Genomic DNA, 25,956 nt, shown 5'->3' with positions numbered 1-25,956 from the left:
TTTATTTACCTTTTTATTTATAAAAAATCATGATATCAAATAAATATCTTCTTTTAAATTCACAAACATACATTGTAAACATATCTTATAAATATAGTCAAAGTAATTATAAACTGTAATCTATATTTACCTTATCCTTTATATCATTTATTTATTATAAAAACACTAAATTAACCTCATACATAATTTATATACAATAAAAAAAGAGGAGATCTCTCCTCTTTTTATAAACTGTAAAATCCAACTTTCTTTTTAACTTTTCTAAGTGTTTTGTTTGCAATGTAGCTTGCTTGTTCACTGCTTTTTTGTAAAACTTCGTTAACATATGCTTTATCTTTACAAAGTCTTTCAAATTCATCTTGAATAGGAGTGAGTCTGTCTGCTATACTTTCCCCTACAGCTGTTTTAAAGTATGCGTAATTCTTTCCTTCAAAATCTTTTACGGCTTCTTCTATTGTTTTGTTTGTAGCACAAGAATATATTTCAAGAAGATTTGAAACTCCAGGTTTGTTTTCTTTGTCGTAAATAATATTCATATCAGAATCTGTAACGGCTCTTTTACATTTTGCCATAATTACATCTTTTTTATCTATCATTGAAATAAATCCGTTTTTGTTTTCGTCTGATTTAGACATTTTCTTACTTGGATCTTGAAGAGACATTATTCTTGCTCCGCTTTCACCATAATAACCTTCAGGAACTTTGAAAGTAGGTGAAAATGTATTGTTAAATCTGTTTGCTATTGTTCTGGTAAGTTCAAGATGTTGTTTTTGATCATCTCCCACAGGAACAAGATCCGCTTGATATAATAAAATATCAGCAGCCATTAAAACAGGATAATCAAAAAGTCCTACTTTTATGTTTTCACCTTGATTTTTTGATTTATCTTTATATTGTGTCATTCTTGAAAGTTCGCCCATATGAGTAAAACAGTTAAGTATCCAGCCAAGTTCTGCATGTTGATGAACATGAGACTGAATGAATAAAAGAGATTTTTCAGGGTCGATACCGCTTGCAAGAAGCATTGCCGCACATTCAAAAGATCTCTTTCTTAAAGTCGCAGGAACTTGATTTACTGTTATTGCATGCATATCTGCTATAAAATACATACAGTTATAATCATCCTGACGTTCAACCCAGTTTTTTATTGCTCCGAAATAATTTCCTATTGTAAATTCTCCGCTTGATTGTATACCGCTTAAAATAGTTTTTTTATCTTCAGACATATCTATACCTCAATTTTTATTTGTTCAAAATGTTTTCTATAATAATAACAATATTTTTATGAATATGCAATATTGATTTGTTTTAATGTGTATTGATGTTTACGATGAGAGTATTATTTTATTTTTTTATAATTAAATTAATATCAAAATCACTAAACGATGAATTGCTATTTACTGATAACTTACCATTATAAATAAAATTTATAAATTACAATTAAAAAAATTTATTCGGCAAACTGATTTTTATCTAAATCCAGCTTCATATATATTGAAGTATCCATAGGAGAATTATTGTAACTTTCAATCTCATAAAAACCAAATTTTTTATATAAATGAATGGCACTCTTTAAAAAAGGCAGAGTATCCAAAAGCATATGCTTATACCCTATATTTACTGCGTCATCGATAATTTTATTTATAAGTTTTTCACTTATTTTCTTACCTCTGTATTCTTTTCTTACATAAAGCCTTTTCATCTCACAGTTTACCTTATCTAATTTTTTTAGCGCAATGCACCCTGCAGGTTTATCATCACAAAAAACAATATAAAGCCTTCCCCATGGTTTAGAATATTTTAACTCTAAATCATGTAACTCTTCATCGTAGTTTTGAATTTCAAGATAATTTTTAAATTCTTCATCATTTTCCACAAGCATATTCGTATATTCCCTAAAAAGTTCCTTTATTATTTCCTCTTTATACAAATACCCTTCTTCTATTCTAATATTCAACATAAACACCTCTTTATATTATAATTTTATTAAATTTTTTTAGTTTTGTAAAATTTTGATTGATTTTAATAAATTTTTAATGTAAAATCTATAAAAATGTAACAAATGTTACGGAATTTATTTCTATAATTTGTTACTATATAGAAAATTCATTAAACATGCTTTATGGTATTTGGGAGAAAAAGATGGATTATGGTTTAATAGCAAAATCCGAATTGTTTTATGATATTGACATAAAATCAATAGAAGAAATGATGATATGTTCAAAATCAAAAATTAAAGAGTATGCAGAAGATGAACTCATATTTAAAGAAGAAGACAAACCTAATTACTTATATGTTCTCTTAAAAGGCGAAGTAATGATAGTAAAAGATTATCCGTCGGGAAACAGAAACATATTTTATGAAATAAATGACGGAGAAATATTTGGAGATTTGTTTCAAGGTGAATCTAATGATTACAATTATTATGATGCAATATCAACAAAAAAATCAACAGTACTCATAATTCCTTGGAATTTCTTCTTTAATGTATGCGAAAGAGCCTGTAAGTTTCATAAAATGTTAATAAGAAACATCATGCATCTTCAGGCAGATAAATCCCTTGCTCTTATGAAAAAAATACATATTCTCTCAGCAACGACTTTGGAAGAGAAAATATCTTTGTATTTACTTGAAAACAAAGATAGAAACAACAAAGTAAGAATATACATGACAAGAGAGGATATGGCTGATTTCTTTGGAGTAAAAAGGCCGTCTTTATCCAGAAGCTTAATGAAAATGCAAAAAGAAAATTTAATAAAAGTAAGCAAAAAGCATATAGAAATTTTAAATTTGGAAAAACTAGAACAACTATGTTTAAACAGTTAAGGGAAAGGAAATTTGTAAATTATGAAAAATGTCAGAAAAGTAAAAGAAGATTTATATTTTATTGGAGTAAACGACAGAAGAATTGAATTATTCGAAAACATTTATCCTGTTGAAAACGGAGTTTCTTACAACTCATACGTTTTACTTGATGAAAAAAACGTATTATTCGATACTGTTGACAAAATAGCAGGAGAAGATTTCATTGAAAATTTAACAGCAGTTTTAGACGGAAAAAATCTTGATTATATCGTTGTAAATCATATGGAACCTGACCACTGCGCTATGCTTAGCGAAGTAGTGTACCGCTACCCTGAAGCAAAAGTTGTATGTAACCAAAAAACAGTTAACATGATTAAACAATTCTTTGATTTTGATATTGATTCAAGAGCTTTAATCGTAAAAGAAAACGATACTTTAAACACAGGTAAACATACTCTTGCTTTCGTTATGGCACCAATGGTTCACTGGCCAGAAGCTATGGTAACATATGACGTAACAGATAAAATTTTATTCTCAGCAGATGCTTTCGGTACATTCGGAGCAATTGACGGAAACTTATACACAGACGAAGTAAATTATGAAAACGGCTGGATTGATGAAAACAGAAGATATTTCACAAACATCGTTGGTAAATACGGTCCACAAGTTCAAGCTCTACTTAAAAAAGCTGCAACACTTGATATTGAACTAATTTGCCCTCTTCATGGACATCTTTGGAGAGATAAAGACGATATCGGAATGATTTTAGACAAATACAATCACTGGAGCACATATGAAGCAGAAGAAAATTCTGTAATGGTTGTTTATGCATCAGTTTACGGAAATACAGCTAAGGCTGCAAATGCTCTTGCAGACAAAATCGCTGATAAAGGCGTTAAAAATGTAAAAGTATACGATGCATCAAAAACTGATCCTTCATATATCTTATCTGATGCTTTCAAATATAAAACAATTGTATTTGCATCAGTAACTTACAACAACGAAATCTTCCCTAAAATGGAAACACTTCTTCATGAAATAGCAGCTCATAATCTTCAAAACAGAAACGTTGCATTCATTGAAAACGGAACATGGGGTCCAATGGCAACAAAGAAAATGAAAGCAATCGTTGAAAAATTAAAAAATATCAACTACATTGATGGAGATATTACAATAAAATCTGCATTAAGTGATGAAAATGTACAACAACTTGACGTATTAGCTGAAAACATAGTAAATGAAATTAATAAATAGCTACATTTATTAAAAATAAAAAATTAAGAAAAGGATGGGAATAAAAATGGAAGCCAAATTTTTCAAATGTAAACATTGTGGAAACATCGTAGTATTTGCAGTAAACAAAGGAGTACCTGTAATGTGCTGCGGAGAAAAAATGGAAGAATTAAAACCAGGTCAAACAGACGGTGCTTTTGAAAAACACGTACCAGCTGTAACAGTTGACGGTAACAAAGTAAGCGTACAAGTAGGTGAAGTTGAACATCCAATGCTTGAAGAACACTTCATCGAATTCATTTGGATTGAAACAAAACTTGGTCACCAAGTTAAAAACTTAAAACCAGGTGATGCACCAAAAGCTGAATTTATCCTTGCTGACGGAGATGAATTCGTAGCAGCTTACGAACATTGTAATCTTCACGGATTATGGAAAAAATAGTAAAACACTAAAAAGGAGCTGAGGCTCCTTTTTTTATTAAATAAAAAACTTAAGTAAAAATATTATATAAGGATATAACAATTTACATTCATTTTTAACATAATATTATATAAAATAAAAAAGAGGATTTCTCCTCTTTTTTTTATAGACACATCTTATAAATATTTAACATATCTTCCTTATTTAAAGGTTTATAAGCTCCTTTTATTTCCCCTACTTTTTCTGCCATTTCTTCCAAGTGAGTTTCATCAATTCCAACTTCTTTTAAAGTCATTGGAATATCAAGTCCTTTAAAGAAATCATATGTATTTTTTATTGCTTCTTTAGCAATTTCTTCTTTTTCCTTATGAGGCGCAATTCCCCAAACGTTTATTCCGTATTCAACAAATTTATCAAGAGTATTTTCATTTAAAACATATTCCATCCATCTTGGAGTAAGAATTGCAAGTCCTACACCATGTGTTATGTCATAAAATGCGCTAAGTTCATGTTCCATAGGATGAACACACCATTCAACCTCGTTTCCTGAGCTAAGAAGTCCGTTTATTGCCCATGAAGAAGCCCACATAAGATTTGCTCTTGATTCATAATTTTCAGGATCATTATAAGCAATAGGACCGTATTTTATACAAGTCTTTAATAATGCTTCTGCCATTCTTGATTGCATAAAGCCTTCTTTTACGTTTGAAAAATAATTTTCAAAAATATGAGACATTATATCGGCAGTTCCGGCAGCTGTTTGATTTTTAGGAACAGAACATGTATAACTTGGATCCATAATTGATGCTTTAGGTTTAAAAAGCTCACTGGTAACCCCTATTTTCATATTCTCTTTCATATTACTTATAACTGCAAATGGGTCCATCTCAGAACCTGTTGCAGAAAGAGTTAAAATATCAATGATAGGAAGAGCATCTTTTATTTTATCTTGATGTATTACAAGTTCCCAAGCATCTTCTTCGCTTTTTGCTGCGGCAGCAATCATTTTTGCACAGTCTATGGTACTTCCGCCACCTGCCGCCAAGACAACATCAATATCATTTTCTTTACAAATTTTTGCACCTTCTCTTACAGACTCAACTCTTGGATTTGGATCAATTCCTGAAAGTTCGAATAATTCAGTACCGCTTTGTTTACATAAAGATAAAACTTCATCATAAAGCCCGCTTCTTTTAATACTTCCTCCACCATAAACCAAAAGTGCTTTTTTACCTAAGCCGGATAAAATTTCAGGTAATTTTTTTATCTGTCCTTTACCAAAATAAACTTCGGTAGGTAAATGAAAATAAAAATTATTCATACTTTTCTCCTTTACTTCTTTTCGCTTTTTGTTATTAATATTATACTATAAAATCCATTTTATTTTTAATAAAACTAAAATATTTATTTTTAATAAAAAAAGATGCTATGAAATCATAGCATCTTACATATTAACTATTTTTATGTTGTACCTTTATTACAGTACTTAAAAGAGCAACAATAGATAAGCTCATTACTAAAATCCACATGTTTACATTTGAAGTATCTGCTGTTTTTGGTGTTTGAACAGTTTGTGTATTGTTTGTTTCAGTCTTGTCTGTATTTGATGAGCCTTCGCTTACATCTCCGTCTGTCAACTTAGGAATAATTTCTGTTTTTGTTTTTTTACATACACTACATGTATAAGTTTTTATGCCCTCTTCTTTTGTTGTTGGTTCTTTTGTAATAACGCCTTCGTCAAAAGAATATCCTTTTGCAGGAATTACTTCTGTTCCTTTTGTACCGCAAATTGAACAAGCTCCTTCTTTCAAACATTCTTCTTCACAAGTAGCTTCTTTTACTACTTTCCAATTTGCATAATCATGGCTATCTCCATCAATTGCATAGAATGTCATATTATTTACTTCAGCTGTACCTGAATTAGCGTATTCTTCAGCACCGCTTCCTTTATAACCTATAATACATAAATTTTTTACTGCAAGTACACCTAAATCTATTTTTTTAACTGATTTTGGAATCCATACATATTTTAAGTTTGGACAATCCATAAAAACTGATTGACCTACATCAGTAATTCCATCTTCAAAAACAACTTCCGTTAAATAATGACAATGAGAGAACTAAGCATTTCCGCCACCCCAAATTGTTCCTGCTGGAATTGTAAGAGAAGTTACATTACATCCTTGAAAAGCATCTGAATTTAGTTCTACATTGCTTGGCAATGTAATTTGTGTAAATCCGGCTCCTTTAAAAGCAAGGTTACCTATTAATTTTAACTCATCATTAAGATTAACATCTACAAGTGAAGGATTATCGGCAAATGCATATAAACCTACTTCTTCAACACTCGAAGATAATGTAACTTTAGTTAAATTACTGTAATTTACGCCATTATTTGAATAAAAAGCACTAGAAAGCACTTTTGTTACTCCATCTACGATTACAACTTCCTTTATTTCTGATGCATGAGTTTGCCATTCATAAGTAGTATTATCAGAAATATCTTCTGTTATGGTAATAACTCCGCTATCATCAAGACTCCATCCTGTTCCATTTGCAACTTCTTTTGCATTTACTTGATTTGAGCTTAATGGAAATATTAATAATCAAAAAAATAGAATAAACATAAATCCTGTTTTAAATAATGCTTTTTTCATTGATTGTATCCCCTTTATGTATTTTTTATTATGATTACTGTATACGTAACATATTATATACCTTTATTACTCATGTGTAAACAAATAAATTAATAGCAATAGAAATTTTACATAAAAAAAGAGAGGTTCCTCTCTTTTTATAATTCTTCTTTATATTTACATTCTTTGTTTTTGCAAAATAAACTTTTCTTTTTACCTTTACTTTCGTATAAAATTTCTCCGCATTTAGGGCAAAGTTTTCTCGTTGGTTTTTGTGAAGAAGCAAAATCACAGTTAGGATAGTTCTTACATCCGTAAAACACACTTCCTTTTTTGCTTTTTCTTTCAACAATTTGACCGCCGCATTTTGGGCAAGAAGCATCAATTTCTTTAACGATAGCCTTTGTTGTCTTACATTCTGGATAACCGCTACAAGCCATAAACTTTCCAAATCTACCGTATTTTATAACCATAGGTTTACCACAGTTTTCGCATACTTCATCGGTTTGTTCTTCCGGAAGTTTTATTCTTTCAATTTCCTTAACATGTTCAAGTTCTTTTTCAAGTCCTTTGTAAAAATCAGATATTACGTCTTTCCATTTTTTGCTTCCTTCTTCAATATCATCAAGGTTACTTTCCATGTTCGCCGTAAAATCTATATCTACTATATCCTCGAAATTCTCCCTTAAAAGTTTATCAACGGCTTCCCCTATCATTGTTGGAACAAATCTTCTTTGGTCAAGTTCAACATATCCTCTGTTTTTTATTGTATTGATTATTTGAGAATATGTAGAAGGTCTTCCTATTCCCTCTTCTTTTAAAACCTTAACAAGACTTGCCTCATTATATCTTGCAGGAGGCTGTGTGAATTTTTGAGCAGGTTTTAATTCTTTTAATAAAACCTCTTCGCCTTTTTCTATAAGCGGTATACTTTCATTTTCATCTTCTTTCTTTGAAGCATAACTGTAAACTTCAAGATAACCTTTGAATTTTACCCTTGAACCTGTTGAACGGAATGTATAATTTCCGTTTTCTATATCAACCCTTAAAGTATCATAAACAGCAGGGCTCATCAAAGATGCCAAAAATCTGTTGTAAACTAAAGTATAAAGTTTTAACTGATCAGCAGTAAGAGATGTTTTTAATTTTTCAGGAGTTAAATTTACATCAGTAGGTCTAATTGCTTCATGGGCATCTTGAATTTTACTGTTGTTTTTGCCTTTAGGACCTGTATATCCAAGATATTCATCTCCATATTTATCTTTTATAAACTTACTTCCCGCATCAACTGCTTCTTTTGAAAGTCTTGTAGAATCAGTTCTAAGATAAGTGATAAGACCTATTTGTCCTATTCCCTCAACTTCAACACCTTCATATAATTGTTGAGCAAGCATCATTGTTTTAGAAATTGAAAAACCAAGTTTATTGCTTGCGTCTTGTTGAAGAGAACTTGTTTCAAAAGGAGGTGGAGAATTTTTCTTCTTCTCTCCTTTTTTAACGTCTTTTACAATAAAAGCATTTTTATTTAATTCTTCTATTATTTTATCGCTTTCTTCTTTATTATTTATTTGGGCTTTTTTACCGTTTATTAAAGCAAGCTTACTGAAAAATTCTTTTTTTGTATCTTTTTTGTTAAAAATACCGTCCATTATCCAGTATTCTTCACTTACAAAGTTTCTTATTTCATTTTCTCTGTCTACAATCATTCTAAGAGCAACAGACTGAACTCTTCCCGCACTAAGTCCACGAAGTACTTTACTCCAAAGTACAGGGCTTATTTTATATCCCACAAGTCTGTCAAGAACTCTTCTTGCTTGTTGTGCGTCAACTATGTTCATATCTATTTTTCTTTTATGATTAATGGCGTTGTTTATTGCCGATGGAGTAATTTCCAAAAACTCCATTCTGTTTTTATCATTCAAATCAAGACCAAGATAGTTGGCGATATGCCAAGAAATAGCTTCTCCTTCTCTATCGTTATCAGTTGCGAGAATGACTTCATCCGCTTTTTTTGCGTCAGATTTAAGTTTTTTAAGTCTTTCCCCCTGACCTCTTATGGTCTTGTATTCAGGTTCAAAATTATTTTCAATATCAATTCCAAGTTTTGATTTTGGAAGGTCTATAACGTGTCCTTTTGATGCTACAACCTTACAATCCTTTGGAAGATATTTTTGTATTGTCTTCGCTTTAGCAGGTGATTCGACTATTACTAATCTATAAGACATCTACTGCTCCTTTCAAGTAATAATAAACTGCAAAGCTATCTTAACTCAAGCTTTGCGCCTGTGCTAATAACAATACCTCTTATTTCTAACATTGTCAAGGTTGAATTTATAAAGTTTATTTCTTTTGAAAGCTTTCTGCTTATTAAGTCAGCTGTATTATCACCGTCTCTTATAAGTTCACATATAAGCTTTTCGTCTTTAGTTAAATTATATTTATTCAAAATATCCTCTTCATAATAATCTTCTTCTTTTATAATTTCCGTAACCTTATGCATACCAGGTCTTTTTAAAATATAATATAAATCCTCCAAAACATCATTTGCGCTTAAAATAAGTTTGGCACCGTCTTTTAATAAAGTATTACTGCCTTCGCATACTCTGGAAGTTATATTTCCCGGAACTGCATAAACTTCTCTTCCCTGTTCGTTAGCATATTTTGCAGTTATCAAAGACCCGCTTTTAAAGGATGCTTCTATAACAACAGTTCCTTGCGAAAGCCCACTTATTATTCTGTTTCTTGCAGGGAAATGATGACTTAAAGGTTCCGTTCCTGGCAAATATTCGCTAACAACCATCCCTCTTCCTTCTATTATTTCATCATATATCTTTGCGTTTGATTTAGGATAAACTTTATCAACCCCGCATCCTAAAACAGCTATGGTATCACCCATTCCCTCTAGAGCACCTTTATGAGCATATGTATCTATTCCTATTGCCATACCGCTTACAACATCAAGTCCATTATTTGAAAATTCTCTTGCAAACTGCTTAGCAACATTCATGCCGTAATTACTTGCCCTTCTTGTTCCAACCATTGAAATCATAGGATTATCTTCAATAAAAAGATTCTTTCCTTTATAAAAAAGCACGGGAGGATAATCATATGTATCCATTAAAACAGAAGGATAATACTTATCGTCCATGGTAATGTAGTTTATGCTTTCATTATACATTTTATCTATTATTTTATCGTATTTTTTCAAATCCTTGTCGGTAACCATTCTTGTTGCAGTATCCATATTTATACCTTTTATATTCATATATTCGCTTATATTGTCATTTTCATATACCGCATCAATTGAACCGAAATAGTCATATAAATCAATTGCTCTTTTTGCACCGATATTTTGAGTTGAAATAAGCCATAGCCATTTTGATATATTCATTTTTTCTCTCCTCTTCATATGAATAAATTAAAGATAATATATTTCTAGATAAATTGCAATAATATTAGAACATTTGGTCACATTTTAGTCACAAAAAAACTTCCTCATATATTAAGGAAGTTTTAAAAATCATCAAAGAACCTTTCTTTTTCGTGTCTCATACTTTTTTCAAAATACTTTTTTCTCTTTTTTATAAATTCAACCGTAACCCCAAAAGTATCACTGGCTTCATAATAATTAAAAGAGCCATAAGAATTATAAGACTCTTTATAAAAACTCTCAAATAAATCATCGGGGATTAGAAAATACAAAGAAAAAGCATCAGCCTGAGCTTCTTCTTTATTAAGGGATAAGTCTATACTTTCAAGCTGATTTATGCTGTGGCAGAACAAATGTCCTGCTTCATGAGCCAAAGCCTCTCTCCTTTTTTTAGTTTCATCGCTTAGTGTAGAATTTTTCCTTAAAAATTCTTCTTCATCCATTGAAGTATTACCTACAATAAGCATATTTCCGATAACGCATGACTTATCGCAATTATCAAAAAATTTTACTTTATAATGTAAATCTTCAAAGATTTCATCAAATTTATCAAAACTTACGGGATAAGTATCAACAAAATATTTCTCTCTTACATAATCTGCTTTTTCGTATATATTTTCATACAAATGTTTCGCCATAAATCTCCTCAAAAAAAAGCCTCCAATAAAAGAGGCTTTAAAACTAAATATTTTCGTTTAAATCATCAACAAGTTCGTCAACGTTGATTCCGTGAGCCATAGCTCCTTCTTCTAATGTTTCAAATCTTGCTGCCATACATCCTACACATCCCATTCCGTATGCTTGAAATACTGAAACAGCTTGAGGATATTTGTTTACTATATCCATAATTCCCATTTCTTTTGTTATTTTCATTTTCTTACCTCCAAATAATTAAATTGTTTAAATTTTTCAATAAAGAATTTATTTAAACTTTAGATTAAGGTTATCACAAATTAAGCTTCTTCAGATTCTTTTGTGTCTAAGTCTACATCTTTATCGCTTGCCATTGCTTCGCTTATTTGAGTTTCATCTTTCACATCTGCAACTTTTGTTTTGCATGCACCTATAAAAATAGCACCTTCATCAATGATGATGTTATCAACATAAACGTCTCCGGTTAGTTTACCGGTAGATAATATTTTTAATTGTTCACATGTAACAATTCCTTCCACCGTACCTATTATATGAACATTTTTGGCATTAATGTTACCTGCAATAAATGCATTTCTTCCGACAATAATATTACCGGATAAATTAACATTACCTTTTAAGTTACCTTCATATCTTACGTTTCCACCGGCTGCAAGATCTCCGATAAAAGTTATATCACTTCCCACAATAGTATCAATTTGTTCGTAATTAACCCTTTTATTAGATACTTGAAGCTTGCTTTTTGCCATTATATCAACCTCTCTTTAAATAATCTTTAGAAATTGTCTAATTATTTATTAATTATACCCTAACTAAATTTAAAATACAAGAAAAAATACCAAACCTCTGTTTTTTATTAGATTTTTTTAAAAAATTGTGTTACACTAAATTATATATGATACGTGTGGAGGTAGAAAAATGTATGCTCTGTTTATCATTTTAAACGATATGTATTTGGTGGATGACGTGCATGAAATATTATCCAGATGCGAAGTGGGAGGAACTCTGTTTAATTCAACGGGACTTGGAAAAGTAAACATGCATTATAATAATGAAGATTATACATTTACTTCTATCAGAAAAATTTTGAGTGGAAACAAACCTAAGAACGTTACGATAATTTCAATCATCAAAAGCGAAGAAAAACTAGACGAAGTAAAAATAGAAGTTATGAAACTCCTTGGCAATATAGAAACCAAAGGACTTGGCTTTATGTTCGTAATACCTGTAATGGAAGTAATAGGTTATAAAGGAAAGGATTTAAAATAATTAAAGTAAAATGAATTCTAAAATCAACTTAAATTTCAAAAAAAAATATATTCCTTTTATTATTATAGGAATAGTACTCATTTTAATTTTATTTTTAACTCCAAAGATTGCAAAAAGCAGTATGCTTTCTAACGTACTGGATAATCAAATAGCTAGTAAAGAAATAACAAAAATAGAATACATTAAATATAAAGGCGAGCCTTTCATGTCAGTTGTGGAAGAAAAAAAATCCATAAGCGGAAACGACAACGAAATAACAAAAATAATAAGATCTTTGGACAATTATAAAATTCAAATTCTTGGAAACAAAGAATCCACCAGCGAAATCTTATATGTATATTTCAAAGACTCAACAAAGCTTATCTGTTATATTGACGGAAATAAACTAGGAGTTGACAGTGGAAATATATGGATAAAAGATGTAAACATCGAATACATAAAAAAACAAATGAAAGATGTACAAATCATCAACGAAGTTTAAAAAAAGAAAGTATAAATACTTTCTTTTTTTATTTACAATAAAGTTCTTTTAAAGTTTTCATAACTTCAACAACTCTCATATCACTTATATGATAAAAAACACTTAAACCCTTTTTCTCGTTTTCTACAATCCCCGCAAGTTTAAGTGCGTTTAAATGCTGTGAAATTGCAGCCATGGAAATGGAATCTATTTTTTCGCTTAATTGACCTACGCTTAATTTTCCCTCTTCCAAATAGCATAGAATAAGAAGACGATTTTTATTTGATATTATTTTTAAAACATCACTTACTTTCTGCGCTTTTAATTCCACTAAAACCACCTTCCTTTATTTTACAAACGCACTGTGTCATTGTTCCCATAGGATAGTACACACACCATCTTCTAGGTCTAAAAAATAACATAGTAACAAAACCTAAAATAGAAGATGTAAGCATCATTCCATACATTCCAAATGCAAACTGTGCTACCCAGTCAGGGAAAATAGACGAAGTATAAGAAAATCCAAAAGGAACCTTAAAAGTCCATAAAATTTTTATTACTTCCTTTAAATCATTAATTCCCCAAAATACATTTATGGTGTTTATTATCATTAAAACAAACATACTCATAAAAATAATAAAAATGAATATCTAAACCAATTAGAAGATAAAAATTTTGGAGGAACTTTTTTTCTTTATAAATTTAACTTATTACCAAGTATATCAAATAACTGCCCCCTTGCACAATATTTATTGCAAAAAGCTTTTCCTCCTCCAAATAATGCAATAAAAAGAGGAATTAAAAATTCAATCATTCCAAGCCATGCAAATAATATGTTAAATAAACCTAAAATCAAATATAGTGGTGTATATATCCATAAATAATCATACCAATGTTTTTTCTTATTCATCTTTTCCCCTTTCTACTTTGCTAATAACTCCAGCAGGACATGTATTAACACAAAGACCACATCCAACGCATAAAGACTCATCAACAAAAGCTCTTACTCCTTTTTTTACTTTTATGGCCTCTCTTGGACATACTTTCATACAAGCACCGCAGGCCACGCAATTATTTGAAACAACCGCATAAAATTTACTTTTCATTAACTTCTCCTAAATTTTTTTATTTAAGTATATTCTTAAATACTTAAATTATCAACAAAAAAATAAAAAACACGGTAACAACCGTGCTTTATTCTTCACTAATATATTTAATAAACTTTGCGGGAACTCCTCCTACGATTGAATTTGCTTCAACATCTTTTGTTACAACAGCCCCTGCGGCAACTATTGCTCCGTCCCCTATGGTTACTCCCGGTACTATTGTAGAATTTGCGCCAACCCATACGTTTTTACCAATTTTTACAGGTTTTGGATGCATATCGCTTCTTTTATTTGGATTAAAATCGTGATTAAGTGTTGCTATTACAACGTTATGCCCAAGAAGTGAACCGTCCCCTATCTCAATTCCTCCTTGATCTTGCAGACAGCAGCCGGAGTTAAAAAATACATTTTTACCAACGGTTATATTTTTACCACAGTCAGAATAAAAAGGTGGAAACAAAGCAAATGTTTCATCAACTTCTTTTCCGATAAGTTTTGAGAATAATTCTCTTATTTTATCGTTTGTATGATATTCCCCATTTATTTGTGATGTAATTCTTCTTGCCTCATCGCTTACTTTATGCATATATAAATGTACGTCGCTTCCGCCTTTAACTACCTTACCTTCGTTTAAATGATTTAAGTAATCTTTTAATTCCATGTTATCTCCTTTTTAATAAACTACTTCTCTTTCAATTATAAATCCTAAATGCTATAATATTAAATATATATATTATATAAGATAATATACTTTAAAAGTATACTTATAAAGGAACGTTTAAATGGATATAAAAGTACTAAATTATTTTTTAACCGTTGCAAAAGAAGAAAGTATCTCTTCTGCCGCAAAAGTCTTAAATATGACCCAGCCTCCTCTTTCAAGACAAATCAAAGAACTTGAAGAGGAGCTTGGAAAAACTCTTTTTATCAGAGGAAAGAAAATAACATTAACAGAAGAAGGAAGAATTTTACAAAAACGAGCAAAAGAAATAATAGAGCTTACATACAAAACAAAAGAAGAAATGTTATATTTAGGACAAAATTTAAAGGGAGAGATATATATAGGCTGCGGTGAATCATACTCTGTAAGAATGATAGCAAAAGCAATGAAAAACTTTTCTAAACAACATGACGTAAAGTTTCACATAACCAGCGGAAATGCCAACGACATAAGAGAAAAACTGGATAAAGGTCTTTTAGACTTTGCCCTTTTCATTGAGCCTGTAAACATAAAAAAATATAACTACATAAAACTTCCTTATCATGATACATGGGGAATTTTAGCAAAAGCCGACAGTGAAATTGCAAAAAAAGAATATATAACAAAGGAAGATTTAAAAAAACTTCCTCTTATAATATCTTCACAGCAAATAGTAAACAATGAATTCAGCGGTTTTATTTCCGGTGATTTTGAATCTTTAAACATAAAAGCAACATATAATCTTTTATATAATGCATCTTTAATGGTTATGGAAGACATAGGATATGCTCTTTGCTTAGATAAGATAATTCAAGGTACAAAAGAAAACAATTTAGTTTTTATTCCCCTAAAACCCAAAATGGAAGTAGGAGTGGTTTTTGCATGGAGAAAACAGGAAATTTTTTCAAAAGTAAAAGAAAAATTTTTACAAGAAATTGAAAAAGAAATAGCTAAAATCAAAAGGTAATATGAATTTATAAAAAAACAAAAAAAATAAACATATATTACAAACAAAACTCTCGTAAACCTTGAATTTCTCGTCATTTATGATATAATACTATTTTGATTAGATGGGACTTAGGAGGTAAAATTATAAATGAGTTCAATATTAGATAAAAAAGAAAACAACGTGGCAACAATTACAATTACTGTTTCCGCAGAAGATTTTAACAAAGCTATCGATGCTGCATACAAAAAAAACAAAGGTAAATTCAGCATTGACGGTTTTAGAAAAGGAAAAGCCCCAAGACAAATTATTGAAAGAAAATTCGGTGAAGGAATATTCTTTGAAGATGCTTTAGACGAAGCTTTCCCAGCTGAATACGAACAAGCTATCAAAGAACATGATTTAAAACCAGTAAATATGCCTTCAATGACAAAATTAGACAGCATAAGCAAAGAAGAAGGTGCTACATTTACTATTGAAGTTGAATTAGAACCTGAATTTGAACTTGGCGAATACAAAGGTATCGAAATATACCCTATCGAATACGAAGTAACAGAAAAAGACGTTGAAGACGAACTTAACAGAGTAAGAGAACAAAACGCAAGATTAGTAAGCGTTGAAGACACAGAAAGTAAAGAAGGAGATACAGTTGTTATCGACTTTGAAGGTTTCGTAGGAGATGAAGCTTTTGAAGGCGGAAAAGGCGAAAACTATCCATTAGTTCTTGGAAGCAACTCTTTCATTCCTGGATTTGAAGATCAACTTATCGGTAAAAAAGCAGGTGAAGAAGTTGATGTTAACGTAACATTCCCTGAAGAATACCATGCTCCTGACTTAGCAGGAAAAGACAGTGTATTCAAAGTAAAAATCCATGAAGTAAAAGCAAAAGAACTTCCTGAACTTGATGACGATTTCGCAGCTGACGTAAGCGAATTCGATACTCTTGATGAATACAAAGAAGACTTAAAGGCAACAATCAAACAACAAAGAGAAAACAATTTAAGAGGAGCAGCTATCAACACAATCGTTGAAGAAGTTTGCAACAACACTGAAATTGATATTCCAAAATGCATGATCGAAAGAAAAGCAGAAGACGTAAAAGCTCAATTTGAACAACAAATCATGCAAAGTGGAATTGACCCTAAAACATACTATGATGTAATGAAAAGTCAAAACGGCGGCAAAAACGAAGATGATTTCATGAAATTATTCGAAGAACAAGCTGAACATGACGTAAAACAAGAATTGGTACTTACAAAACTTATGGAAGTTGAAAACTTTGAAGCAACAGATGAAGAAGTTGAAGAAGAAATCGCAAACTTTGCAAAAGCTTATAATCAAAAAGTTGAAGACTTCAAGAAAACAATGGATGATACAACAAAAGATTATATCAACAACTTCATCAAACAAAGAAAATTATTTGATTTCCTAATTGAAAATGCCAAGGTAAAAGAAGAAGAAGAAGAAGCAAAATAATTCTACAATACGGAGGTACTTTTTATGCCATTAATTCCAATGGTAGTGGAAAATGAAGGTAGAGCAGAACGCTCTTATGATATCTACTCAAGATTACTTAAAGACAGAATTATATTTTTAACCGGAGAAATAAACGACGAGGTTGCAAACCTTGTTGTTGCAGAAATGTTATTTTTGGAAGCTCAAGACAGCTCAAAAGACATTCAACTTTACATCAACTCTCCGGGAGGAAGTGTAACTGCCGGTATGGCTATATATGATACAATGAATTACATCAAATGCGACGTATCTACAATATGTATCGGTATGGCAGCATCAATGGGTGCATTCTTGCTTGCTTGCGGAACAAAGGGAAAAAGAATTGCCCTTCCAAACAGTGAAGTTATGATTCATCAGCCTCTTGGCGGTTTCCAAGGTCAAAGCAGCGATGTTGAAATCCATGCAAGAAGACTTTTGAAAATTAAAGAAGACATAAACAAAATACTTAGCAAACAAACAGGAAAAACATTAAAAACAATAGAAAAAGATACCGACAGAGATAACTTTATGAGTGCAAAAGAAGCTATGGAATACGGCTTAATAGATAAGGTCTTTGAAAAAAGATAATAAAGGAGGGCTATTATAATGAGTGACGAAAATAACAATTACGAAAACCAAAACCATTGTTCGTTTTGCGGTAAAAGTCAATCTGAAGTTAAAAGTTTAGTAGCCGGACCTGGAGTTTTCATCTGTAATGAATGTATCGCTTTATGCAGCGAAATGTTCAACGAAACATTATATGACGATGAAGAATTTACAGATACTCTAACTCCAAATCTAAATGAAGTTGAAAAACCAAAAAGAATAAAAGAATTACTTGATGATTATGTTATCGGACAAGACGAAGCAAAGAAAACTTTAGCGGTTGCAGTTTATAATCACTATAAGAGAATAAACGTTACCGATAAACAAAAAGAAGATAACGAGGTTGAACTTCAAAAAAGCAATATCTTGCTTACAGGACCTACCGGAAGCGGTAAAACTCTTCTTGCATCTACCCTTGCAAAAATACTTAAAGTTCCTTTTGCAATAGCTGATGCAACAGCACTTACAGAAGCAGGATACGTTGGAGAAGACGTTGAAAACATCTTACTTAGACTTATCCAAGCAGCAGATTATAATATTGAACTTGCTCAAAAAGGTATAATATATATAGATGAAATCGATAAAATCGCAAGAAAAAGCGAAAACACATCAATAACAAGAGATGTAAGCGGTGAAGGTGTTCAACAAGCACTTCTTAAAATACTTGAAGGAACTGTTGCAAACGTACCTCCTCAAGGAGGAAGAAAACATCCTCATCAAGATTTCATTCAAATTGATACAAAAGATATCTTGTTTATCTGCGGCGGAGCTTTTGACGGACTTGACGAAGTAATCAAAAAAAGACTCGGTACCCACTCAATGGGCTTTGGAAATGATATAGAAGGAAGCAAAGATAAATCATCTGATGAACTTTTAAGCATGGCACAACCTCAAGACTTTGTAAAATATGGTTTGATTCCTGAACTTGTGGGAAGACTTCCTATAAGTGCATCTCTTAAAAAACTTGATGAAGAAGCACTTATAAATATCCTAACAAAACCTAAAAATGCTTTAATCAAACAATATAAATACTTATTAAGTCTTGATGACGTAAATCTTCATTTTGATAAAGATGCAATAGATTTAATTGCCAGCGAAACAGTTAAAAGAGAAACAGGAGCAAGAGGACTTAGAAGCATACTTGAAGATATTATGCTTGATGTTATGTACGAAGCTCCAAACAATGAAGATGTGAAAGATATTACCATTACTAAAGAAATGGTTAAAGAAGCTTTTGATAAAAAAGCACAATAAAAAAGACCGATTAATCGGTCTTTTTTTAATATCCATAAATTTTATACATAAGTATTGCACCGCTTACATTTGCATTTAAAGATTCGCACTTTCCGCTCATTGGAATCTTTACTTCTTTAGTTGCATATGTAAGACATTCATCACTTATTCCGTTTCCTTCGTTCCCTACAATAAGCACATTCTTTTTACTATTAAAATCATTCTTCTCACTTCCCTTTAAAGTAGAAGCAATAATCTCAAAACCTTTTTCTTTTAATTCATTTAAAACAACATAATCTTCATCTTTAATTATTTTTGTATTTAAAATACTTCCTGCACTAGCTCTTACTGCCTTTGCAGAAAAAGGAGAAGCGGTTGTTTTTGTTATTATAACACCGTCAAAATCAGCACAAACACTGCTTCTTATAAGTCCTCCGACATTTTCGCTGTCTTGCAGATTATCAAGGTATAATATATTAGCACTTTCCTTTATATCCTCTATTGTTTTATACTCTATTTCTAAAACTGCAAGAACCCCTTGAGGTGTTTTGGTAGTTGAAATATAATCAAAAACTTCCTCGCTTACTTCTATTGCATCTTTATAGTCTTTAACATAATCAGGGGTTGCAATGATATATTTAATATTCCCTCCCCCGTTTATTGCATCAAGAACAAACTTCCTTCCTTCAAGAATATACATATTGTTCTTATCTCTATATTTTTTCTTTTCTAAACTTTTTATAAGTTTAATTAATTTATTTGTTTTAGATGTTATCATTTTTATCCTCTTTTATTATTTGATTATTTAATTATACTTTTTATTTTATTAAAAGTAAATGTATTTTTTTGTTGTAATAAAATGTATGATACTGTATAATCTTGTGTAATACGCAAAATTTTGGAGGACATAATGAAACTGAAAAAGAAATTAATTCCATTTTTAATAATATTATTTTTAATTATTTCAAATGCATTTGTTTTTGCAAATGAAGATGTAAAAACAGAAGAACCCCCTGAATTTGTACAAAACGAAGCTTTGAATGAAAAAGATTATAAAGGCAGTACACCACCTGAAGAATTTACTAAAAGTAAAAATGAAGACGAAGGAGTAAAAGCAAGAGCAACAACATATTTCAAAGTGGGATATGTTTATGCATCAAAAGCAAACAGCTCTGATAAATACGCTTCAAAAGTAACTTTTAAAGAGCTTAAAAGTTATTCTGACTTTAACGATGCCTTAAACAAAATGAATGAATATTATAACTCATATATAAATAGTGACACAACAAAAGCTTATGGTATGTGCATAATGAATAATTCAAACAAAATCATAGCAATGAAAACAGGAAGAGCCTATATAAGCACTTATTCAGCGACTTTAACAATGGATGAAAATTATGCGGGAAGCAAACCTTATGTTTCAAATAACCATGAAGTATATTACTACTCTTCTTCTTATTTATCATCAACACAGTCAAAATGTAAAATAGGAATAAGCGGTATAACAAATTATACTTCTTCCGCAAATCTTACATTGGTACCAAGAAGCATAATATCAGGAGTATATAAATCCGCTTCAAGTTCAACTAAAAAATATTCATACAGAGATTACAGCGTAAACTCAATCGGAGATTTGGTTCATACAATATCAACTCTTACAAATCCAAATAGAACAAGTTATTTTGAAAGCGGAGAACAAACTTCCCTTTCTAGCTTCGTTGTGGATAAAGCTCCTTCTTTTATGAAAAAAGGAACAAATTATTATAGTATGGACGGAGTGAACTTCTATACAGATGCTTATCTTACTTCAAGTTCAAAAGTAGGAACATACTATCCATACTATACATACCTTCCTTACAGAACTAAAACAAGCTATACTGCTAGTGAGTTAAACAACAGAATAAGCAAGTATTCATCATCTTCAAAACTTAGAAACCAAGGAAGTGCTTTAATAAACGCACAAAATAAATATGGAATAAATGCTTTGCTTGAACTTTCATTTGCAAATCTTGAAAGTGCTTACGGAACAAGCTGGTATGCTATAAACAGAAACAATCTTTTCGGTATAGCAGCTTACGACTCAAATCCAGACAATGCCTATTCTTTCTCAAGTGTTGCAAAATGTATCGAAGAAAACGCATACAGACATTTAAGCAGAGACTATTTTGATGCGGATTCTGACTTCAGATATTATGGAACTTCTCCTGGAAATAAAAAAATAGGAGTAAATGTAAAATATGCATCAGCCCCATATCATGGTGAAAAATCGGCGGAATAGCTTATCAGCAGGATAAACTAATGGCCTCAAATGACTATGAAAAATATACAATAGGTGTTTCCACAAGTACATGCTATGTATACCAAAACCCTTCAACAAGCTCAAAAGCATTTTACAAACTTGCCACAAAATCACTTTCAGAACCTACAGGAATTCCTCTTGTAATAATCGGTTCAAGCGGAGATTTCTATAAAGTTCAAACTGAAATGGGAGTTATAGGAAATATATGTACATATTCATATGAATATGACTATACAAAATCAGTAGGATATATTCCTAAAAAATACGTTAAAATAGTAAGACAAGGGAAAACTTCATCAGAAACAGAAAGTTCAACATCCTCAGTAAAACTTTCTCTGACAACACCAAGTTTCTCCCCTTCTCTAAGTTACGGTTTCACTCCGGGATATAAAAACGAGTTTAAAGTAACAACAAAAGCTACCTCAAACGTAAAAGGAGCAACTCTTACATTTAACGTATACGACAAAAACAATAAACTTGTTGCAAGACAAACAAAAACCATAAACTCTACATCTCAAACCTCCGTAACTTTCACATGGGACGGAAAAGCTACAAAGGAAAATACAGCAGGATATAAAACAGGAAGTTATGTAAGTACCAGCTCAAGCGGTACAACGTATAATATAAAACTTACCCTTACAGCAAACGGGAAAAGCGTATCTTCAAACTCATATCAAACAAAACTGTATTCAAAAGCAACAAAACTTTTAACTGATGTAAGCAAAACCACATTAAAGTATAAAAGTAAAGCTACATTATCAATGACTCCAAACAGACCGGGAACAAGTCTTATAAGAATATATAATTCTAAAAACGAACTTGTATACTCTTATACTTTTACAAATAAAAAGGCCAACACATACTTATATACAACATTTACAGGAGTTGGTAATTATGGCAAATATAACGGCAAAACCCTTTCTAAAGGAACTTATACAGTTAAATTTACCCATGGCGACTATACATATACATACCCTACAAAACTATCCGTTGATATGAAAACAATAAAACTTAAAACGGATATTTCAAAAACATCAATAGTAAGAAAAAATTCAACGGTATTATCCATGTATCCAAACGTTACAGGTAACAGTTATATAAAAATATATAATTCTAAAAACCAACTTGTTGCATCCTATAAATTTACAACTAAAAAGGAAAACACAAGATGCGCCGTAACATTTAAAGGATATGGAAATTACGGAAGCTTTAAAAATAAACTCCTTGCGAAAGGAACCTATACCGTTAAATTCATTCATTATGATTACACATATACATACCCTAAACAACTTACTTTAAAATAGGATAAGAAATATTCTTATCCTATTTTGTATATACACACCACAAGAAATATCACAATAGTTATAGTTTTAAACTATATCAAATCCATAAATTTATATATTATACAAACAAAAAAAATAGGAGTATAATAAATGACATATTAACTCGGAGGTATTAAAAATGACAAAAGGACCATTCAGATATGACCAAGTAGGAAGCCTACTTAGAACAAATATACTTAAAGAAGCAAAGAAAAATTTAGAAAATGAAAGTATTTCTTTTGAAGATTATAAAAAAATCGAAAGAGAAGAAATAAAAAAAATTGTTGAAAAACAAAAAGCAATCGGCTTAAAAACAATTACAGACGGAGAATTTAACAGAGAATACTGGCATTATGATTTTATCTCTCACTTAAATGGCATAAAGACTTACGTTTTAGATATGCAAGGTAAATTTCAAGGAACAATGAACAAATTAAAATCTTACTATGTTAAAGATACAATTTCTTTTCCAAAAGACCATCCATTCCTTGATGACTTTAAATATTTAAAAGAATTATGCGGGGATGATGCTGTTGCAAAAACAACAATTCCAGGCCCTAACATGATTTATTATTCCGGAGTTGTAAATTCTGATTTATTTAAAAAAGACACAAATTATACATCTATTGAAAAATTAAAAGAAGATATAGCAAAAGTATATCAAGACGCAATAAAGGCATACTATGACGCAGGATGCAGATATCTTCAATTTGATGATACTGCTTGGGGTGCATTATTTAGTGAAGGACAAAGAAAAATTTTGGAAGAAAAAGGAATAGATACAAAAAATTTAGTAAAAGAATTCGCAGAAATCACGGTAAACTCTCTTAAAAATAGACCTGACGATATGACAATAACTACACATTGTTGTAGAGGAAACTTCAAAAGCAGCTGGTTATATGAAGGAGATTATTCTTTCGTTGAAGATTATATATTTAAAGCTCCATTTGACGGATTTTTCCTTGAATACGATACAGACAGAGCAGGCTCTTTTGAACCAATAAAGAAATTAAAAGAAGGTAAACTTGTACTTGGTCTTATTACAAGTAAAGAAGGAACTTTGGAAGATAAAGAAGTAATAAAAGAAAGAATAAAAGAAGCAAGCAAATATATTCCTCTTGAAAGATTATGCTTAAGTCCACAGTGTGGTTTCTCTTCAACAGAAGACGGAAATAATATAACAGAAGAAGACCAATTTAAAAAATTACAACTTGTAAAAGAAATAGCAACAGAAGTTTGGAAAGATGCTTAAAAAATCCTCATTTGAGGATTTTTTTATTTTTTTCCAATTTTACCAATTTTATCTTTATGTTGTAATCAAAACTTTTTTATGTATAATTCAATTTACAAATATAAAAGGAGTTATACATAATGAAAAAAAAGAATAGCTATATTACTTATTATCTTGTTAATGATTCCAAGTTTAAACATAAAAGCACAGGATTTATATAATATTGAAATACCCGATTTCGTAAAAAACGAAGCATAAAATGAACAATATTACAAAACAGACAAAATACCAAAAGAATATTATTCAAATACAAAAAGAACAAGAAACATATCAAAAGAATTCCACGCCGCATATATATCCGGCAAAAAACAAACAAAGCAATGAATACAACAGTATTGTAAAATTTGAAAAATTAAAAACCTTTGATACTTTTACAAATGCAAAAAATTATATGGATAATACTTATAACGAATATATAAATATAAATACAAGCGAATACACAAAAAAAGCTAAAGGACTTGTTATTTTAAATGAAGATGAAGAAGTAATAGACATGAAAACAGGAAGAGCTTATATTTCTGCCCCATCGGCTATGCTCGTTCTTGATAATGTTTACGGTTCAAGCAATCCATATATTACAAACAACCAAGAAGTATTTTATTTAGGTGCGGAAAATAATGAAAATTACACATCTTCAAAATGCAAAATAGGAATAAGCGGAATAACAAATTATACATCTTCAGATAATCTTACATTTGTTCCGGAAATCTTATTTGAAGATTTGTATGTATCAGGTTCATCTAATACAAAAAAATACAATATGGGTTATTACAGCGTAAATTCAAACTCAGATTTATGTCACTATGTATCGGTATTAAGTGACGCAGTAAATTCACAAAGATATGAAAACAGCAAAAAATCTGCACTACAAAGTTTTGTTGTAGATAAAGCACCTTCTTTTATGAAAAGCGACACTAAGTATTATAGCATGGACGGAGTAAACTTCTATACTTCAAAATACCTTGCTTCATCAAGTAAAGCAGGAACACATTATCCTTACTTTACATATCTTTCATATAGAACTAAAACAAATTACACAGCAGAAGAAATAAATAAAGGAATAAACACCTACCCTACAAATTCAAAACTTAAAAATATGGGTGAAACCTTAATAAACGTTCAAAATAAATACGGTATAAATGCTCTTATGGAACTGGGCTTTGCAAACCTTGAAAGCGAATACGGAACAAGCTCTTACGCACAAACAAAAAATAACCTTTTTGGAATTGCCACATATGATGAAAATCCCGATAATGCTTATAGCTTTTCAAGCCCCGCAAAGTGTATAAAAGAACATGCGTATAGACACTTAAGCAGAGCATATTTTGACGCAAACTCAGACTTTAGATATTATGGAACTTCTCCCGGAAATAAAAAGATTGGAGTAAACGTAAAGTATGCCTCAGACCCGTATCATGGTGAAAAAATAGGCGATAACGTATATCTTCAAGATAAAAACATGGGAAGCAAAGACTATGAAAAATACACAATAGCCATAACAAACAAAACAACAAACGTATATCAAAATGCAGATAGTAGCAGCAAAACTTACTATAAAATGGCAAACAAAAACTCCAGTACACCTACTGGAATGCCTGTTGTTATAATCGGAGAAAAAGGTGATTATTATAAAATACAAACTGACATGGGAGTTGTAAACTCTTCTGTTCACTACGAAAATTTATATAATCATACTTCTTCAGTTGGATACATCAAAAAAAGCGATGTTGATATTGTAAGAAAAGGAAAAACAAGCATAACTCAAGATAATTCCACAACACCTAAAATATCAATATCCTCAATTAAGATATACCCTGCCTTAAGCTACGGTTTTACTCCGGGATATGCAAATAACTTAAGAGTTGACATAAGCGCATATTCAAACGTAAAAAATGCAAAAGTAGAACTTCAGGTTTATAATTCAAAAAAAACAGCTTGTTGCAAAGAAAAGTTTAACAAAATCAAAAACAGGAACAACAACAGAAAAAATTTACTGGGACGGAAAAGCAACAAAGGATAACAAAGCAGGATATAAAACGGGAAGCTATGTAAAT

Annotated in this window: 28 protein-coding genes and 1 pseudogene; 13 read left to right on the top strand and 16 right to left on the bottom strand. The window is 30.7% G+C overall.

The genetic code is table 11. The features are described from left to right. Positions 1 to 224: 224 nt before the first annotated feature. Both trpS and ACTQYZ_RS06800 read right to left on the bottom strand, forming a co-directional pair. On the bottom strand, positions 225 to 1,226 hold the full coding sequence (trpS, locus tag ACTQYZ_RS06805; protein WP_253229415.1) for a tryptophan--tRNA ligase: 1,002 nt from the start codon (positions 1,224 to 1,226) through the stop codon (positions 225 to 227). Positions 1,227 to 1,450: 224 nt separating this feature from the next. Then, positions 1,451 to 1,957: a GNAT family N-acetyltransferase gene (locus ACTQYZ_RS06800; protein ID WP_441416279.1), complete on the bottom strand. Its 507-nt coding sequence runs from the start codon at positions 1,955 to 1,957 to the stop codon at positions 1,451 to 1,453. A 185-nt stretch (positions 1,958 to 2,142) separates the two neighbouring features. On the opposite strand from ACTQYZ_RS06800, the gene ACTQYZ_RS06795 reads away from it, so the two are divergent. From ACTQYZ_RS06795 to ACTQYZ_RS06785, 3 genes are read left to right on the top strand one after another with little or no spacing between them, the layout of a single operon-like run. Beyond that, a complete protein-coding gene (locus tag ACTQYZ_RS06795; protein WP_171020623.1) occupies positions 2,143 to 2,826 on the top strand; it encodes a Crp/Fnr family transcriptional regulator in 684 nt (227 codons plus the stop codon). Positions 2,827 to 2,847: 21 nt separating this feature from the next. Next, entirely contained in the window at positions 2,848 to 4,059 is a 1,212-nt protein-coding gene (locus tag ACTQYZ_RS06790; protein ID WP_441416273.1) for an FprA family A-type flavoprotein, read from the top strand. A 46-nt stretch (positions 4,060 to 4,105) separates the two neighbouring features. Further along, positions 4,106 to 4,480, top strand: coding sequence for a desulfoferrodoxin family protein (locus ACTQYZ_RS06785; RefSeq protein ID WP_253229418.1), 375 nt, complete (start codon positions 4,106 to 4,108; stop codon positions 4,478 to 4,480). A gap of 142 nt (positions 4,481 to 4,622) precedes the next feature. On the opposite strand, the gene ACTQYZ_RS06780 is transcribed toward ACTQYZ_RS06785, so the two are convergent. The 8 genes and pseudogenes from ACTQYZ_RS06780 to ACTQYZ_RS06745 all read right to left on the bottom strand — a co-directional run bounded on the left by ACTQYZ_RS06780 (position 4,623) and on the right by ACTQYZ_RS06745 (position 11,925). After that, a complete protein-coding gene (locus tag ACTQYZ_RS06780; RefSeq protein WP_441022082.1) occupies positions 4,623 to 5,780 on the bottom strand; it encodes an iron-containing alcohol dehydrogenase in 1,158 nt (385 codons plus the stop codon). Positions 5,781 to 5,910: 130 nt separating this feature from the next. Further along, positions 5,911 to 6,567, bottom strand: a pseudogene (locus tag ACTQYZ_RS06775) (hypothetical protein); the annotation flags it as partial. A 12-nt stretch (positions 6,568 to 6,579) separates the two neighbouring features. After that, the gene (locus ACTQYZ_RS06770) at positions 6,580 to 6,915 is read right to left on the bottom strand and encodes a leucine-rich repeat domain-containing protein (protein ID WP_441416278.1); all 336 of its coding nucleotides are present in this window, start codon (positions 6,913 to 6,915) and stop codon (positions 6,580 to 6,582) included. Between the two features lie 338 nt (positions 6,916 to 7,253). Further along, a complete protein-coding gene (gene topA / locus ACTQYZ_RS06765; RefSeq protein WP_441416272.1) occupies positions 7,254 to 9,320 on the bottom strand; it encodes a type I DNA topoisomerase in 2,067 nt (688 codons plus the stop codon). A gap of 35 nt (positions 9,321 to 9,355) precedes the next feature. After that, positions 9,356 to 10,486, bottom strand: a complete 1,131-nt coding sequence (dprA, locus tag ACTQYZ_RS06760) for a DNA-processing protein DprA (RefSeq protein ID WP_441022086.1) — start codon at positions 10,484 to 10,486, stop codon at positions 9,356 to 9,358. Between the two features lie 122 nt (positions 10,487 to 10,608). After that, on the bottom strand, positions 10,609 to 11,163 hold the full coding sequence (locus ACTQYZ_RS06755; protein ID WP_441022088.1) for an ImmA/IrrE family metallo-endopeptidase: 555 nt from the start codon (positions 11,161 to 11,163) through the stop codon (positions 10,609 to 10,611). 43 nt (positions 11,164 to 11,206) lie between these two features. Beyond that, complete coding sequence (locus tag ACTQYZ_RS06750; protein ID WP_138269056.1) at positions 11,207 to 11,398, bottom strand: DUF1858 domain-containing protein; 192 nt, start codon at positions 11,396 to 11,398, stop codon at positions 11,207 to 11,209. An 80-nt stretch (positions 11,399 to 11,478) separates the two neighbouring features. Beyond that, positions 11,479 to 11,925, bottom strand: a complete 447-nt coding sequence (locus tag ACTQYZ_RS06745; protein ID WP_441022090.1) for a bactofilin family protein — start codon at positions 11,923 to 11,925, stop codon at positions 11,479 to 11,481. Between the two features lie 169 nt (positions 11,926 to 12,094). Here ACTQYZ_RS06745 and ACTQYZ_RS06740 point away from each other — a divergent pair, with 169 nt between their 5' ends. Then, a complete protein-coding gene (locus ACTQYZ_RS06740) occupies positions 12,095 to 12,445 on the top strand; it encodes a hypothetical protein (protein WP_329379873.1) in 351 nt (116 codons plus the stop codon). A 10-nt stretch (positions 12,446 to 12,455) separates the two neighbouring features. After that, complete coding sequence (locus ACTQYZ_RS06735) at positions 12,456 to 12,926, top strand: hypothetical protein (RefSeq protein WP_441416271.1); 471 nt, start codon at positions 12,456 to 12,458, stop codon at positions 12,924 to 12,926. Positions 12,927 to 12,954: 28 nt separating this feature from the next. On the opposite strand, the gene ACTQYZ_RS06730 is transcribed toward ACTQYZ_RS06735, so the two are convergent. From ACTQYZ_RS06730 to ACTQYZ_RS06710, 5 genes are all read right to left on the bottom strand, one after another. Further along, the gene (locus tag ACTQYZ_RS06730; RefSeq protein WP_441022096.1) at positions 12,955 to 13,236 is read right to left on the bottom strand and encodes an ArsR/SmtB family transcription factor; all 282 of its coding nucleotides are present in this window, start codon (positions 13,234 to 13,236) and stop codon (positions 12,955 to 12,957) included. Next, positions 13,208 to 13,516, bottom strand: a complete 309-nt coding sequence (locus ACTQYZ_RS06725) for a hypothetical protein (protein WP_441416270.1) — start codon at positions 13,514 to 13,516, stop codon at positions 13,208 to 13,210. The genes ACTQYZ_RS06730 and ACTQYZ_RS06725 overlap by 29 nt, the downstream gene beginning before the upstream one ends. 83 nt (positions 13,517 to 13,599) lie before the next feature. Then, complete coding sequence (locus ACTQYZ_RS06720; protein ID WP_441416269.1) at positions 13,600 to 13,815, bottom strand: hypothetical protein; 216 nt, start codon at positions 13,813 to 13,815, stop codon at positions 13,600 to 13,602. Next, positions 13,808 to 14,011 (bottom strand): 4Fe-4S binding protein, encoded by a 204-nt coding sequence (locus ACTQYZ_RS06715; protein ID WP_138269050.1) that lies wholly within the window; start codon positions 14,009 to 14,011, stop codon positions 13,808 to 13,810. Before ACTQYZ_RS06715 ends, ACTQYZ_RS06720 begins: the two co-directional genes overlap by 8 nt. A gap of 88 nt (positions 14,012 to 14,099) precedes the next feature. Next, positions 14,100 to 14,672 (bottom strand): DapH/DapD/GlmU-related protein, encoded by a 573-nt coding sequence (locus tag ACTQYZ_RS06710; protein ID WP_441022104.1) that lies wholly within the window; start codon positions 14,670 to 14,672, stop codon positions 14,100 to 14,102. A 121-nt stretch (positions 14,673 to 14,793) separates the two neighbouring features. Here ACTQYZ_RS06710 and ACTQYZ_RS06705 point away from each other — a divergent pair, with 121 nt between their 5' ends. From ACTQYZ_RS06705 to clpX, 4 genes are all read left to right on the top strand, one after another. Continuing rightward, the gene (locus ACTQYZ_RS06705; RefSeq protein ID WP_441022106.1) at positions 14,794 to 15,678 is read left to right on the top strand and encodes a LysR family transcriptional regulator; all 885 of its coding nucleotides are present in this window, start codon (positions 14,794 to 14,796) and stop codon (positions 15,676 to 15,678) included. Between the two features lie 129 nt (positions 15,679 to 15,807). After that, complete coding sequence (gene tig, locus ACTQYZ_RS06700; RefSeq protein ID WP_441416268.1) at positions 15,808 to 17,133, top strand: trigger factor; 1,326 nt, start codon at positions 15,808 to 15,810, stop codon at positions 17,131 to 17,133. 24 nt (positions 17,134 to 17,157) lie between these two features. Further along, complete coding sequence (gene clpP, locus ACTQYZ_RS06695) at positions 17,158 to 17,739, top strand: ATP-dependent Clp endopeptidase proteolytic subunit ClpP (protein WP_138269046.1); 582 nt, start codon at positions 17,158 to 17,160, stop codon at positions 17,737 to 17,739. Positions 17,740 to 17,757: 18 nt separating this feature from the next. Next, on the top strand, positions 17,758 to 19,011 hold the full coding sequence (clpX, locus tag ACTQYZ_RS06690) for an ATP-dependent protease ATP-binding subunit ClpX (RefSeq protein WP_329379848.1): 1,254 nt from the start codon (positions 17,758 to 17,760) through the stop codon (positions 19,009 to 19,011). A gap of 25 nt (positions 19,012 to 19,036) precedes the next feature. On the opposite strand, the gene ACTQYZ_RS06685 is transcribed toward clpX, so the two are convergent. Further along, entirely contained in the window at positions 19,037 to 19,768 is a 732-nt protein-coding gene (locus ACTQYZ_RS06685; protein WP_441022111.1) for a TrmH family RNA methyltransferase, read from the bottom strand. Positions 19,769 to 19,900: 132 nt separating this feature from the next. On the opposite strand from ACTQYZ_RS06685, the gene ACTQYZ_RS06680 reads away from it, so the two are divergent. From ACTQYZ_RS06680 to ACTQYZ_RS06665, 4 genes are all read left to right on the top strand, one after another. Further along, positions 19,901 to 21,268, top strand: coding sequence for a glucosaminidase domain-containing protein (locus ACTQYZ_RS06680; protein ID WP_441416267.1), 1,368 nt, complete (start codon positions 19,901 to 19,903; stop codon positions 21,266 to 21,268). A gap of 20 nt (positions 21,269 to 21,288) precedes the next feature. Next, a complete protein-coding gene (locus ACTQYZ_RS06675; RefSeq protein ID WP_441416266.1) occupies positions 21,289 to 22,593 on the top strand; it encodes a hypothetical protein in 1,305 nt (434 codons plus the stop codon). Between the two features lie 157 nt (positions 22,594 to 22,750). After that, on the top strand, positions 22,751 to 23,863 hold the full coding sequence (locus tag ACTQYZ_RS06670) for a 5-methyltetrahydropteroyltriglutamate--homocysteine S-methyltransferase (RefSeq protein ID WP_441416265.1): 1,113 nt from the start codon (positions 22,751 to 22,753) through the stop codon (positions 23,861 to 23,863). 238 nt (positions 23,864 to 24,101) lie between these two features. Next, positions 24,102 to 25,922, top strand: a complete 1,821-nt coding sequence (locus ACTQYZ_RS06665) for a glucosaminidase domain-containing protein (RefSeq protein ID WP_441416264.1) — start codon at positions 24,102 to 24,104, stop codon at positions 25,920 to 25,922. The last annotated feature ends 34 nt before the right edge of the window (positions 25,923 to 25,956 follow it).

The sequence above is a fragment of the Anaerofustis sp. LCP19S3_F7 genome, from assembly GCF_052119445.1.
Lineage (GTDB): Bacteria > Bacillota > Clostridia > Eubacteriales > Anaerofustaceae > Anaerofustis > Anaerofustis butyriciformans.
Note: the sequence above shows the minus strand (reverse complement) of the source record. Positions and strands in the feature narration are given on the sequence as shown.

Bases quoted from the DNA above. Each gene is read 5' to 3' on its own strand.
- trpS (WP_253229415.1), bottom strand. From the start codon at position 1,226: ATGTCTGAAGATAAAAAAACTATTTTAAGCGGTATACAATCAAGCGGA.
- ACTQYZ_RS06795 (WP_171020623.1), top strand. From the start codon at position 2,143: ATGGATTATGGTTTAATAGCAAAATCCGAATTGTTTTATGATATTGAC.
- ACTQYZ_RS06790 (WP_441416273.1), top strand. From the start codon at position 2,848: ATGAAAAATGTCAGAAAAGTAAAAGAAGATTTATATTTTATTGGAGTA.
- ACTQYZ_RS06785 (WP_253229418.1), top strand. From the start codon at position 4,106: ATGGAAGCCAAATTTTTCAAATGTAAACATTGTGGAAACATCGTAGTA.
- ACTQYZ_RS06780 (WP_441022082.1), bottom strand. From the start codon at position 5,780: ATGAATAATTTTTATTTTCATTTACCTACCGAAGTTTATTTTGGTAAA.
- topA (WP_441416272.1), bottom strand. From the start codon at position 9,320: ATGTCTTATAGATTAGTAATAGTCGAATCACCTGCTAAAGCGAAGACA.
- dprA (WP_441022086.1), bottom strand. From the start codon at position 10,486: ATGAATATATCAAAATGGCTATGGCTTATTTCAACTCAAAATATCGGT.
- ACTQYZ_RS06755 (WP_441022088.1), bottom strand. From the start codon at position 11,163: ATGGCGAAACATTTGTATGAAAATATATACGAAAAAGCAGATTATGTA.
- ACTQYZ_RS06750 (WP_138269056.1), bottom strand. From the start codon at position 11,398: ATGAAAATAACAAAAGAAATGGGAATTATGGATATAGTAAACAAATAT.
- ACTQYZ_RS06745 (WP_441022090.1), bottom strand. From the start codon at position 11,925: ATGGCAAAAAGCAAGCTTCAAGTATCTAATAAAAGGGTTAATTACGAA.
- ACTQYZ_RS06740 (WP_329379873.1), top strand. From the start codon at position 12,095: ATGTATGCTCTGTTTATCATTTTAAACGATATGTATTTGGTGGATGAC.
- ACTQYZ_RS06735 (WP_441416271.1), top strand. From the start codon at position 12,456: ATGAATTCTAAAATCAACTTAAATTTCAAAAAAAAATATATTCCTTTT.
- ACTQYZ_RS06725 (WP_441416270.1), bottom strand. From the start codon at position 13,516: ATGATAATAAACACCATAAATGTATTTTGGGGAATTAATGATTTAAAG.
- ACTQYZ_RS06720 (WP_441416269.1), bottom strand. From the start codon at position 13,815: ATGAATAAGAAAAAACATTGGTATGATTATTTATGGATATATACACCA.
- ACTQYZ_RS06715 (WP_138269050.1), bottom strand. From the start codon at position 14,011: ATGAAAAGTAAATTTTATGCGGTTGTTTCAAATAATTGCGTGGCCTGC.
- ACTQYZ_RS06710 (WP_441022104.1), bottom strand. From the start codon at position 14,672: ATGGAATTAAAAGATTACTTAAATCATTTAAACGAAGGTAAGGTAGTT.
- ACTQYZ_RS06705 (WP_441022106.1), top strand. From the start codon at position 14,794: ATGGATATAAAAGTACTAAATTATTTTTTAACCGTTGCAAAAGAAGAA.
- tig (WP_441416268.1), top strand. From the start codon at position 15,808: ATGAGTTCAATATTAGATAAAAAAGAAAACAACGTGGCAACAATTACA.
- clpP (WP_138269046.1), top strand. From the start codon at position 17,158: ATGCCATTAATTCCAATGGTAGTGGAAAATGAAGGTAGAGCAGAACGC.
- clpX (WP_329379848.1), top strand. From the start codon at position 17,758: ATGAGTGACGAAAATAACAATTACGAAAACCAAAACCATTGTTCGTTT.
- ACTQYZ_RS06685 (WP_441022111.1), bottom strand. From the start codon at position 19,768: ATGATAACATCTAAAACAAATAAATTAATTAAACTTATAAAAAGTTTA.
- ACTQYZ_RS06680 (WP_441416267.1), top strand. From the start codon at position 19,901: ATGAAACTGAAAAAGAAATTAATTCCATTTTTAATAATATTATTTTTA.
- ACTQYZ_RS06675 (WP_441416266.1), top strand. From the start codon at position 21,289: ATGGCCTCAAATGACTATGAAAAATATACAATAGGTGTTTCCACAAGT.
- ACTQYZ_RS06670 (WP_441416265.1), top strand. From the start codon at position 22,751: ATGACAAAAGGACCATTCAGATATGACCAAGTAGGAAGCCTACTTAGA.
- ACTQYZ_RS06665 (WP_441416264.1), top strand. From the start codon at position 24,102: ATGAACAATATTACAAAACAGACAAAATACCAAAAGAATATTATTCAA.